Source organism: Microcoleus sp. CAWBG58, assembly GCF_020883045.1.
Taxonomy (GTDB): domain Bacteria; phylum Cyanobacteriota; class Cyanobacteriia; order Cyanobacteriales; family Microcoleaceae; genus Microcoleus.
The window spans coordinates 1-11,340 of sequence record NZ_JAHRFA010000136.1 but is presented as its reverse complement, the minus strand read 5'-3'; the positions used below and the strand labels follow the sequence as shown (position 1 = coordinate 11,340).

Annotated in this window: 13 protein-coding genes and 3 pseudogenes; 6 read left to right on the top strand and 10 right to left on the bottom strand. The window is 43.0% G+C overall.

Translation table 11 applies throughout. The features are described 5' to 3' along the window. Positions 1 to 160 precede the first annotated feature (160 nt). The 4 genes from QZ918_RS31855 to QZ918_RS31840 are packed head-to-tail and all read right to left on the bottom strand — an operon-like array spanning position 161 to position 2,596. On the bottom strand, positions 161 to 385 hold the full coding sequence (locus tag QZ918_RS31855) for a hypothetical protein (RefSeq protein ID WP_293342806.1): 225 nt from the start codon (positions 383 to 385) through the stop codon (positions 161 to 163). After that, a complete protein-coding gene (locus QZ918_RS33200; protein WP_367275480.1) occupies positions 372 to 854 on the bottom strand; it encodes a type II toxin-antitoxin system HicB family antitoxin in 483 nt (160 codons plus the stop codon). The genes QZ918_RS31855 and QZ918_RS33200 overlap by 14 nt, the downstream gene beginning before the upstream one ends. Next, complete coding sequence (locus tag QZ918_RS31845; protein WP_293342803.1) at positions 854 to 1,264, bottom strand: hypothetical protein; 411 nt, start codon at positions 1,262 to 1,264, stop codon at positions 854 to 856. Before QZ918_RS31845 ends, QZ918_RS33200 begins: the two co-directional genes overlap by 1 nt. Before the next feature lie 57 nt (positions 1,265 to 1,321). After that, positions 1,322 to 2,596 (bottom strand): serine/threonine-protein kinase, encoded by a 1,275-nt coding sequence (locus tag QZ918_RS31840; protein ID WP_293342800.1) that lies wholly within the window; start codon positions 2,594 to 2,596, stop codon positions 1,322 to 1,324. A 229-nt stretch (positions 2,597 to 2,825) separates the two neighbouring features. Between QZ918_RS31840 and ispG the strand changes: the two genes are divergently transcribed. Then, positions 2,826 to 4,049 carry a (E)-4-hydroxy-3-methylbut-2-enyl-diphosphate synthase gene (ispG, locus tag QZ918_RS31835; protein ID WP_293342798.1) on the top strand — a complete coding sequence of 408 codons (1,224 nt, stop codon included), beginning with the start codon at positions 2,826 to 2,828 and terminating at the stop codon, positions 4,047 to 4,049. Between the two features lie 314 nt (positions 4,050 to 4,363). Then, on the top strand, positions 4,364 to 5,719 hold the full coding sequence (gene ctpC / locus QZ918_RS31830) for a carboxyl-terminal processing protease CtpC (protein WP_293342795.1): 1,356 nt from the start codon (positions 4,364 to 4,366) through the stop codon (positions 5,717 to 5,719). A gap of 90 nt (positions 5,720 to 5,809) precedes the next feature. Here ctpC and QZ918_RS31825 read toward each other — a convergent pair whose 3' ends face one another. Beyond that, on the bottom strand, positions 5,810 to 5,995 hold the full coding sequence (locus QZ918_RS31825) for a DDE transposase family protein (protein WP_293342792.1): 186 nt from the start codon (positions 5,993 to 5,995) through the stop codon (positions 5,810 to 5,812). A 106-nt stretch (positions 5,996 to 6,101) separates the two neighbouring features. On the opposite strand from QZ918_RS31825, the pseudogene QZ918_RS31820 reads away from it, so the two are divergent. Next, a pseudogene (locus QZ918_RS31820) lies at positions 6,102 to 6,257 on the top strand (IS701 family transposase); the annotation flags it as partial. Positions 6,258 to 6,267: 10 nt separating this feature from the next. Here QZ918_RS31820 and QZ918_RS31815 read toward each other — a convergent pair. The 3 genes and pseudogenes from QZ918_RS31815 to QZ918_RS31805 form a co-directional block, all read right to left on the bottom strand. After that, complete coding sequence (locus QZ918_RS31815) at positions 6,268 to 6,756, bottom strand: IS66 family transposase (RefSeq protein ID WP_367275479.1); 489 nt, start codon at positions 6,754 to 6,756, stop codon at positions 6,268 to 6,270. 42 nt (positions 6,757 to 6,798) lie between these two features. Beyond that, a pseudogene (locus QZ918_RS31810) lies at positions 6,799 to 7,549 on the bottom strand (IS1 family transposase). A 42-nt stretch (positions 7,550 to 7,591) separates the two neighbouring features. Further along, entirely contained in the window at positions 7,592 to 7,783 is a 192-nt protein-coding gene (locus tag QZ918_RS31805; RefSeq protein WP_293342786.1) for a hypothetical protein, read from the bottom strand. Between the two features lie 88 nt (positions 7,784 to 7,871). Between QZ918_RS31805 and QZ918_RS31800 the strand changes: the two genes are divergently transcribed. Further along, positions 7,872 to 8,012, top strand: coding sequence for a hypothetical protein (locus QZ918_RS31800; RefSeq protein ID WP_293342783.1), 141 nt, complete (start codon positions 7,872 to 7,874; stop codon positions 8,010 to 8,012). 145 nt (positions 8,013 to 8,157) lie between these two features. After that, positions 8,158 to 8,487 carry a hypothetical protein gene (locus QZ918_RS31795; protein WP_293342780.1) on the top strand — a complete coding sequence of 110 codons (330 nt, stop codon included), beginning with the start codon at positions 8,158 to 8,160 and terminating at the stop codon, positions 8,485 to 8,487. Positions 8,488 to 8,913: 426 nt separating this feature from the next. Here QZ918_RS31795 and QZ918_RS31790 read toward each other — a convergent pair. Both QZ918_RS31790 and QZ918_RS31785 read right to left on the bottom strand, forming a co-directional pair. Continuing rightward, a pseudogene (locus QZ918_RS31790) lies at positions 8,914 to 10,054 on the bottom strand (ISAs1 family transposase). A gap of 78 nt (positions 10,055 to 10,132) precedes the next feature. Continuing rightward, on the bottom strand, positions 10,133 to 10,303 hold the full coding sequence (locus QZ918_RS31785; protein ID WP_293342777.1) for a single-stranded DNA-binding protein: 171 nt from the start codon (positions 10,301 to 10,303) through the stop codon (positions 10,133 to 10,135). Positions 10,304 to 10,618: 315 nt separating this feature from the next. Between QZ918_RS31785 and QZ918_RS31780 the strand changes: the two genes are divergently transcribed. Continuing rightward, positions 10,619 to 11,143: a XamI family restriction endonuclease gene (locus tag QZ918_RS31780; RefSeq protein WP_293342774.1), complete on the top strand. Its 525-nt coding sequence runs from the start codon at positions 10,619 to 10,621 to the stop codon at positions 11,141 to 11,143. The last annotated feature ends 197 nt before the right edge of the window (positions 11,144 to 11,340 follow it).

The following is an 11,340-nucleotide window of genomic DNA, read 5'->3' as shown; positions in this document are numbered from 1 at the left end:
CTAACGAAGCTTTTTCTTTTTCCATGTCTTTTTGTGGCAGTTGTAATTTATTCATTTTTTATCACAGTCAAGTATTGCATATATATTGTACCATAACCTTGATAATGATTTAGGATTGCTATATATATCGGGTGTGAACCCGCGCCTACAGAACCCTTGTTTATGCAAATACTGCTTCTACGGCTTTCGGCAATGCGATAGGTACGAAATATGCGACTGGATACAAAAAATCTTCGCCTGATTCATCAATAACTCGGATATATTGATGTTCCGCAGCGCGATTATCGGGTATGATTCGATAAATTTTTCGCACTTCCAAGGATGCTTGATAGTCTTGATTGTTAATGCAAACTACAAAATTGGTTTCTAAGTTAAACTTCAACATATTTGCACAAAGTCCTCGGTTCAGGAATAGACGAACCAGCTTGTCGCAACTCTTCCAAGTGCAAGACTATTGCTTCTTTAATTTGCTGTTCTACCTCTTCGAGAGTTGTACCTGTGGCCGCACATCCCGGTAAATCTAGAACGTAAGCAGAATAATTGCTGTTGGCTTTTTCAATCGCAATTGCATAACGCATACTTTCGCGCTGCCGATTTGCGGTTGCGTCTGTCAGCAAAATTGACCCTTCCGCTGTCAATTCCCATCTGTCGCGCGGCGAACCTGTTTCGATATATCGTTTAACCAAGCCATCAGCAGCAAGTTTTTTTAAGACAACCATCATGTCAGGTTCTCGCGGTACATCTCGACGGGAAAGTGCATTCGCAAGTTCGTACCAACTCCACTTTCCTTGACCTTTAGCTACTAATTCAAGGAGCACTAATTCAAGCTGAGTTAATTGAGTTAAGTTTTGCATTAAAAGTCCTCCACGCTAGGATGAAATAAAACGCCAAATCCTTCTTTTAACTTATAATCCTCAAGAGTCGCTGTGTGAGCGTTGTTCCAGAGTTCATAAGCCTCATCGGAATTTTCTGGTTGTCCTGTGGGGTAGCCAAGTTTTTTATACCTCAGATACTCGCGCAATTCATGAGTGTAGAAGCGCAAATCAACAGGCTCAGCTACAAGGGTTCGTATGGCTATACTTCTTAACCTTTCTACCATTTTTAGTTCTGCTTCACCCACAGGATTAAATCTGCGAACATGAGCTTCAACTAAGCCAATCCCTTTATCAGTAATTTTAACATTTTGATAAGATAAGTTGAAAATTTTTCCGCCAGCTTTCGAGGGATTGAAGGGTCTGCCACTTTTTGCACCTTTTTCTATCATTTTATTCGAGTGGCTTTAATCTATCTGTAGTTAACAAAGTTCTGAAACCTTTAGATGTTACACCTTACAAGTCTCGACGCGAGAGAAGAGACTTAACAAGCCACAAGCTAACCCCCCCTTACGTCCTCGGCCTGGGAGGTGACCTTCTGGTGCTTTGGTGTTAAATTTGAGATCTCTATAATCCAACTCGTTACTATTCACACGCCAACCCACCCGATCCCCAAAAGCTTCCGAAATTTTTTTATCATATTCCCTGGTTCCCCCCAGACTTTCATAGATGCGTTTCTGCACCGAAAAGCCGAAACGTCCGTTACTGTATTTTACCCAAAGTTGGTCAATAGTTCGTAAGTCTTCACAGGGGAATTGATCAATCTCTTCAATGCTGAGCCACCTCTCCTCTGTTCTGCCTGCTGCTTCCAGCATCTTATTCGTCGTTTCCTCATCCGCCTCTTTCCATTTCCCACTAGCCAACAGGCGATCGAGTTTACCATAATCGACTCCTTTTGCGGAAATCAAATTTATAGGTTGGGGAAGCATAGCCAACCATTTTTGCACTGAGTGAGGCCGGTTTGTCGCATCCATTTCCATCCCTTTGATAATTGCCAGATGCACCGCATCGCTAATATTAGGATTAATCTGAAACGGCGGCTTTAAAGGATAATTTGAAGCCCTCAAGTATGCAGCAGTTGGTGGTGTTATCGTTAGCAGATAGTATAGCGTTGCCGCCAGAGCATAAACATCTGTGTACTCAGCAAATCTGCCAGTTTCCGCGTATTGTTCGGGAGGCGCAAAACCATGTGTTAATCCAAAAGTCATTTGTTGAGTGCGATCGGGAATAAAACCCCGCGCCAAACCAAAGTCAATCAAAACTGCATCTTGATTGTCTCGCACCATAATGTTTTGTGGCTTGATATCCCGATGCAGTAAACCTTTTTCGTGAACAATTATTACGGCTTCTCCTGCTTTGCGGATGTAGTTTAAAGCTTCTGTTTCTGACAGAATACCGCGCCTTTCCACCCATTTCCACAAATCTTCTCCTGCCACATATTCCATCGCAATGCAAGGCAAATTATCGTGAGTGAAGTAGTTTTCTATTTCCACAATATTGGGATGCCTGCACACAGATAGCTTTACCGCCTCATCCCGGAATCTGTCCCGATACCGGGCAAAATCTGGATCGCTCAATAATTCATCTTTCAGCGTTTTGATGACAACCCGCTGCCTGTTTTGCGCCTTCTGCGCTAGGTACGTGACCCCAAAGCCGCCCTCACCTAACTTGCCTTCAATGATATACCGATCGCCATTTAACCGCTGCCCCGGTGTCCAAACCATTCTCCTCACCGCCAACCAATATCAATGTTTATCTCGGCCTAGCCTGTATTTTAACTGTATTTTGTAGGTTGGGTTTGGTTCCATCGATTCAACTTCTGTTCGCCTTCCCGGTGATGGTTGGTTTTTAGTTCCACAAACCTGTTTGTCCAAACAGGTCATTTCTATGGCAACCTAAAAAACAGGAAACAGAATTTTATAGACCTTAGTAACAAAACTCTAGCAATCAACTATGCAAACTCTGCCCAATCCAACTAAAACCGCATCTACCCAACCAGTATTCGACACTACCATCAAACGCCGCAAAACCCGTCCCGTCAAAGTCGGCAGTATCACGATCGGCGGAGGCAACCCAGTCGTCGTACAATCGATGATTAACGAAGATACCCTCGACATCGACGGATCGGTCGCAGGAATTCGGCGACTGCACGAGATAGGCTGCGAAATCGTCCGCGTTACCGTGCCCAGCATGGCCCACGCCAAAGCTTTAGCCGAAATCAAGCAAAAATTGCACGAAACCTACCAACCCGTGCCCCTGGTTGCTGATGTCCACCACAACGGGATGAAAATTGCCCTGGAAGTGGCAAAACACGTAGACAAAGTGAGAATCAATCCCGGACTTTACGTGTTCGAGAAGCCCAAAGCCGACAGAACCGAATACACTGACGCAGAATTCGCGGAAATTGGCGAAAAAATCCGCGAAACCCTGGAACCTCTGGTGATTTCCCTGCGAGATCAAGGTAAAGCTTTGCGAATCGGCGTCAATCACGGTTCCCTCGCCGAACGGATGCTGTTTACCTACGGCGATACCCCGGAAGGTATGGTGGAATCCGCCCTGGAATTTATTAGAATTTGCGAATCCCTCGACTTCCGCAACATCGTGATTTCGCTGAAAGCCTCCCGCGCGCCGGTGATGGTGGCTGCTTACCGCTTGATGGCGCACCGGATGGACGAATTGGGGATGGATTACCCGCTGCATTTGGGCGTTACGGAAGCTGGCGATGGCGAATACGGGCGCATCAAATCCACGGCTGGTATCGCCCCGCTGTTGGCTGACGGTATCGGCGACACTATCCGCGTCTCCCTGACTGAGGCGCCAGAAAAGGAGATTCCTGTCTGCTACAGCATTCTGCAAGCTTTGGGATTGCGGAAAACTATGGTTGAGTATGTGGCTTGTCCTTCCTGCGGCCGCACTTTGTTTAATTTGGAGGAAGTGTTACATCAAGTGAGAGAGGCGACGAAGCATCTCACGGGTTTGGATATTGCAGTGATGGGCTGTATTGTCAATGGCCCGGGCGAAATGGCTGATGCTGACTACGGCTATGTTGGGAAGCAACCCGGTTATATTTCTCTGTACCGCGGCCGGGATGAAATTAAGAAGGTTCCTGAGTCTGAAGGTGTGGCAGAATTGATTAATTTGATTAAGTCGGACGATCGCTGGGTTGAACCTGAGTAAGCTTGACTTGATATAGTTTTGAGGTTTGGGCCCACTAGAAGCCATTGGTGTCAACAATCGCCCGAAACCGTTGAAACATATCGCTAGGTACGTAGTTGGGCTTTAGCCCTCTTCGCGTATATGTTTAAAGAGGGCTGAAGCCCAACAACGTACCTTGTCTTAAACCCGCGCCCGCATTCACCTATGGCAGCCTCTGCTTCGGGAATACAACCCGGCAAAGTTGAATAAATATGTATCCAAAATCCGACCAAGCCTTGCCTGTGTTAGATTAGGCGTGATTATTCTGAACTCTTTTCCTCCCGCGCGTCAGACAAATGGTTATAACAAAACGAGGGCTTGTTTTAAGTGCAGCAGCGGTGTTACTCACTGCTGCAACTCTTGCCAACACTGGTTGCAGTTCTAAATCCCTGGCTTCTTTTAGGGGAAGTCCTAAAGAATTGGTTGATGAAGTTTGGCAGATTATTGACAAAAGTTATGTTGATGGCACTTTTAACCAGGTTGACTGGAAAGCGGTGCGGAATGATTATTTGAACCGGACTTATACTAGCGATGAGGAAGCTTATAAAGCAATTCGTGAAATGCTGAAGAAGCTGGACGATCCTTATACGCGGTTTATGAACCCGGAAGAGTTCAAAAATATGCAGGTTGAAACTTCTGGTGAACTCACAGGAGTTGGGATTCAGTTGACTCAAGATGAGAAAACTAAGAAGTTGGTGGTGATTTCTCCCATTGAGGATACTCCTGCTTTTACTGCTGGTATTCTAGCAAAAGATATCATTACTAAGATTGATGGGAAGAGCACGGTCGGTATGGATACGAATCAAGCGGTAAGTTTGATTCGCGGCCAGGCTAATACAGAGGTGACTCTGACTATTTTGCGGGACAAAAAGGAAATAGATTTTAAGCTGAAACGCGCTAAAATTGAAATTCATCCCGTGCGGAAGTCGGTGCAGAAAAGCCCGATCGGCGAAATCGGCTATATTCGCTTAAATCAGTTTAGCGCGAACGCTGCATCGGAAATGCGATCGGCAATTAAGGATTTGGAACAGAAAAAGGTGACTGGCTATATTCTAGACTTGCGTTCCAATCCGGGTGGCTTGCTCTACGGCAGTATTGAAATTGCTCGGATGTGGCTCAAAGAAGGTACGATCGTCTCTACGGTCGATCGCGTCGGTGAGGCCGATCGACAAACCGCAAACAAGGGAGAGATTACCGATAAACCTTTAGTTGTACTCGTAGACGGCGGTTCGGCAAGTGCTAGCGAGATTCTATCCGGTGCTTTGCAAGACAACAAGCGCGCTGTTTTGGTGGGAACCAAGACGTTTGGTAAGGGTTTGGTTCAGTCAGTACGCGGTGTGGGAAATGGTGCCGGTTTGGCGGTGACAATTGCCAAGTATTTTACTCCCAATGGCACTGATATCAATCACATGGGAATTAAACCGGATTTTCTGGTTGAACTCACTGACGCTCAAAAACAGGATTTGCGGCGCGATCGCGATAAAATTGCTACGACTGCCGATCCGCAGTACGCGAAAGCTTTGGAAATTTTGACCAATAAAGTTACTGGTAAAACAGGGAACGATAAGGCGGAGTCGAAACCGAATACTGCGTCGCCTAAGCCGAATGCGGCCCAGGCTAAACCGAGTGTGGCACCTGCTAAATCTAAGTAGTTTTTAGTTACAAAAGCTTCAGCAAAGAAGGACTAAAGTCCTCACTACGAACCTGGTTTGTAGTGAGGACTTTAGTCCTTCCAAGTTCGTTTATTGCGGTTGACATTTGCCTGCGCGAATTAAACCGATGCGTCGGGCGATCGCATTTTCAGCAGAATCGTAAGGGCCCCACTGTTCTATAATAGTGGGGCTTTGCTGTGCGATTTGGGCGATGGGCAAAATCTCGCAATTACCAGCAGGACGTTTGACAATATAAAATTTATCTGATTCTGTCATAGCTAAATTTCTCACCTAAAAGTTCAATACTAGGACTTACGCATTGACAAAATAACCAAACAGTGAATTGATAAATATAGGTCGTGTACTTTCTAGGTATCGGACAATGAGAAAAATAACTAAACCCTCTACGGCACAATGCAATATAGACATTTACACATTATTTTTGTTGTCCGAACCAAAATTGGGAGGATGTAGCAGATTATCAGAGATACTGGGAGATGTTTCTCACGATTCTATCAATCGCTTTTTGTTAAGAGAAAGGTAATTGCTCAACTAGGGGAAAAAAGGGAGCCATCAATAGAGAGAGCTTGTTGAATAGATTGATAAGCAGTTAAACCCTGACGCTTGCCAGTATTAACAACCGAACGAACTGCTGCAAACAAATCTCTGCCCCATTCCGAACGAAAGCCATTAGTCACACGGCGAAATATCACGCTCATCCTAATCGCCTGTTCACTGCTATTATTCGTTGGTGGAATCCCCGCATCTTCCAGAAATAGAAATAAATTGTCAATTAGCCCACCATAGCGCTTTCGCAACCTGATACCATCCGGATGATGTGGTGCTAAATTTAAAATCCTGATTAATCTTTCCTGTAAATTGTCTCGGTATCGCTTGAGTCTGGCATCGTCGATTTTTGATCGTCTTCGATGGATGATAAAAGCCCTTAATAATAACCTCTTCATCGCTGGGGCAAAAATTCTGTCCCCAGCATCAATCGCATATTGGCAATCTCGTAATTGATGAGCCAAACACACTTGCCATTGTGGTGCGGGGTGATTTTTTTTGGCGTTGCTGAATCAGGGTATGAGAGAAGAAAAAATAGGAGATTGGGGTCGAAAATGATTTCTGGGCTTTTGATTGGGAATTGGAACATCTCCAAATTTCAGATAATGAATTAGTAATTTAATTGAATATCCTAACATTTGTGATGACTTAGAATAACAAAGAGTTTTTCTTTTTAGCCGTGCCAAGTAATGTCTGAGTCTTGTATTTTCACCTTCAACCGCAAGTCAAATAGGTTTTGCTGATAATTTGATCCCCTTCCGGAATAAACATTGGGTAAACTTTCCAGCCATCTGTCACATAAAAATAGCAGTTCCATTTACTAACAATTTCCCATAACGGCTCAAAAGTTTTGGCGCTATGGTCGCCCAAAACCCATCCTAAAATACCTGGCTTAAAATGGTCTACCGCCGTCCACAGCCAGGTTTTATTTTTTTTGAACCGACAAATGTTTGTAATTCATCTAATTCTCCAACCGAAGGAGTCGTTTCTCTCCTCGTAACAATTTGGCAAGAGTTCTCCAGCTTGTTTGACCCAATTAATAATTGTAGTATGATGTACATTTTTGACTCTTTCAATGGCTCGAAAACCCATGCCATTAACATACATTTTTAGACATTCGTGTTTCACTTCTTCCGAATATCCTCTTTGAAGTTGATAATCGTTTATAAATTGTCTTTTACATCTGACGCAAATATAATTCTGCTTGCCTTTTTTGTGACCATTTTTATTGATATGAGTTGACTGACATTCCGGGCATTGCATAATATTCCTCTTAAATGTGTGTGATTTGTGATGCTCCGACGACTATTTTATCATACCAAGGTTCAGCAACGCCAAATTTCCGATTTCTGGTGCTACTTGTGTTAGTATATGGTCTCTGACTGCTAGTTCAATGCTAGCAAAATTTTGGAGTTGTTCTTTTGGTGTATTCTTGAGAAGTATGGCGGCAGCAGATTGCAAATGTTGTTGTAAGATTTTAGTTTCTTCGGCTGTCATCTATTTTTCCTGATATATTTTGTCCTATTATCTCATAGTTTCTGTCTGAGTAAAAATACTTATTGCATAACTGAGATGCTCCCGAGTAATGAATTGTCTGATTTTAATTTCTCCCGATCGGGCTTGGAGGCTCTCAACCAATTCTTTCTGGCAAACGATTTTTCGCGGCCGACTCGATGCTCGGTTTTTGGAAGGGGCTAAAAATGCACTCTCGCCAAAAACCGCGTAAACTAACTCGATAGTTTCGCTAAATATCGTCGGAAAGGGCTGCATCTAACAGCGTCGGTAGTGCTGCTGTTGAGAATGGGTGGGGTATTTTCCTGTGGTGGGTTTGTGACGGTACGGTTGAGTCTAAATCAGCCCTGCAAAAATCTTTGGAATTAACCGGAGGTGAATTGATACATATTTTGGTACGCAATTTGCATTTTGAGAATTATTGGGCAGACTCTACCAGCAAGTGGGAATGGTGCGGCGAAGATTGGTTTTTGGAAAGGGAAGAGGCAGGCAATTTGAAGTCGATCGATCTGCCAAAACTGACTGCCGGACACATGAATTGGATTTCCCGCACGGGCGTTACTTTTTTGAACGCACTTTCTGCAAAAGATGCGATCGGCAATTTTGAATTTTATGCAAAAACGCGATCGGCTGTATTTCGATTCGTGAGAGCTAGTTTCGAGCAATTATCGAGTTGCAATGAAAGTTGATAGTTGACAGTTGACCCTTCGACTACGCGAGCGAGTACGGCATTTGAGAGTTGAGAGTTGAGAGTTGAGAGTTGAGAGTTGAGAGTTGAGAGTTGATAGTCTGTTTTTATGAATGAACTTAAACAGTTAATAGTTAATAATTGACCTTTTTTAATAGCTAAGGAGAATGTAAAAGGTGAACAAAACAGAGTTCGATATACAGGGGGAACGCATCTTATTGAAGACTGTTCTAAGCGTGGTGAGTATATTTTGAGATAAATTCACCATGCTTAGAAGGTACAGAGACGCTTTATAATGACTTTTGTAAGAAAACAGTAATTGATTAATGGTGGTTTTTAGGTTTCTGCTAATTTTGAGACAATCAAAATATTACAACCACTGTTTACAAGTTGTATAATAGCTAGTAATGAGTTAGGAACCAAGAATTTAGTTGACTGCAACAGCGAGGATTTTAGTCAAATAATCATCATCCCACCCAGCTCGAAGTCGCTTATTCTTTGCTCCAGTTTTTGAGGTTTTTTCTTGATTTAAAAGATTGAGGAAAATATGTCTAAGGATAGCAAAGTTTTGCGGAGCATGATCTTTTCCGATCGACAATCATCTTCACGAAAACCCACATCTAACACCCAATATAAGAGATTTTTAATGCCCCAATGGCTGCGGACTGATTCACCAAATTTTTGAGCATTATTTGGTGAACTACTAATGTAATAACGAGTTTCAATCGTTGTTTTTCCTTTCACTATTCTCACGAATTCTATCATACCTATACTATGAAGTTTCTCCCATTGATTGTCTGGGCCAATCAGCTCCTTAATATCACTTAACATTATGTGATGTCGGATTTCTGAGCGCCCATGATTACTCTCTTTATTTGTCGAATAAGCTGTATGTGTAAATCCCGAAAATCCTTGTTTCATTGCTTGTTTAAACAACTCTTCTACTTTTGCATACAGCGATGGCTGGTTCTTTTTTAAGGTGATTACGTAATCTCCTCCTTGTTCGACTATTGAATTGACAATTGATTTCTGACAGCCCATGGCATCAATCGTGACAATGCTTCCGTTTAATTTTAATACTTTGAGTAAAGCCGGAATAGCTGCGATCTCATTAGATTTTTTGTCAACTTTAACTTGTCCTAAAACTAATCTTTGACTGGTCGCCCAAGCACTGACCATATGAATTGCTTTTTTATTTCCTCCTCGATCGTAAGAATGGCGAAGAGTTTTGCCATCAAGTGCGATCGCTTCTCCTGGATTTAAGCAGCTAATAGATTGAATCCAACTCAAAAAACATTTCTGAAATTGTTCCGGATTGAGGCGAGAAAATACTCGCGCAATTGTGTCATGGGAAGGTATACCATTCGGCAATTCTAATTTTTTTTTAACCATTCATATTTGGCTCGTCCATAACTTTCGATATCCACCCATGTATCAGCGCCGCAAATCACGGCACAAATTGAGAGGGTGATAATATCAATTAATTGATGATGTCTCGTCCTCTCGATTCTTGGATCTTCTAGGTCAGAAAAATGGTCCGCGATGGTAATTTTAGGTTTGAGTTTCATACAGGTAAACCCTAATTAAATGTTTTGTAGTTACTCAATAATTCTTCTCCACTATACCATATTCTGTTAACATAAAATTTAGATGCGTTCGCCCTGTGTTTTCCCCCAAGCTTCGATGGAAAACCAGTCAGTTTCATCAGACATCTTTCTCTTGATGGCAAGAGAAGATTTCGTCACGGATGCTCCAGATTGAAAGTAGGTGATTTCTGGATCTCGACCGAGGCGACCTACAAGGATAATTGTGTTCATGCAAATTCCTTTTTAATTGTTGTAGATTTTGCGCGTAGCGCTCTTATTAATCAATTTATTTTAATTAAATACCGTTAACTTTTATTAATCATGTAATTTCCATAAAAAATTAGTGCTAGGCATGGTACAAGTTTCTAATAAAATATGGACATATTTGCTGCATATAAAGCCAGTTTAGGATTTATATGCGTTGAAAATCTGTTTAAGTCTTGTTAACTAGGTCTGCCTCAAAAGCAACCGTGTGGTGGATAATACAACAGAGACGTTCCAGCAATCTAAGCTATTTAGGCGAGGGTCGCGATTAGAGGAGGTGCAGTGCCAGTTAATGCCGACAAACCACACTTGTGGAAACCCGATATTGCCCTGTCGGTAGACTTTTACAACAATTGGTTCATGCAGTTCGCTCCAAAAGCTTACCGCGACACTCGCATTGCTACAACTCAACTTGTTGAATCCGCCTTAGCAAGGACAGCCAATCTGACCAATATCACGTCCGCCCTGCTGCGACAGCATCCAGAGGTTTTGCCCATTTTACGTATGGCGGCAGCGCCACCAATTGCGCGCGATCGCCTGCTCGCTTTAGCAGGAGTATCGCCCAAAAGAGTCAAAAACATGGAAGAGAGACAGCGAATTCTGCCTCGCGCAGACATTGCAACTCTGGATGCTGAACTGACAAAAATCAGTCAAATTATTGCACGGCTGCTTGACAAAGATATTTTTCTCTGGCTAGAAAGCGGGCAGCAGCCAACTGATAGTGAAGTTCAAAAAGCAGCTCAATGTGCCGATCGCCTTTGCGGTGCTATTGCGGTGCTATTTCTGACCCGATCGTTCGCACTCTGATTTTCAGGCGACCTGTCGCCCCGTCACCAAAAATCCACTAAGAAGCTTAATTTTCTGGAGTTTCGCAAGCGATATAGGACTTACGCATTGACAAAAAATATCATCTATGTATTCTAGACGATACCATCACGGCTCAGGTTTGCCAAAATATGCTCACGTATAACTGAAGTGAATAAATTCCTTTGGACTTCATACCA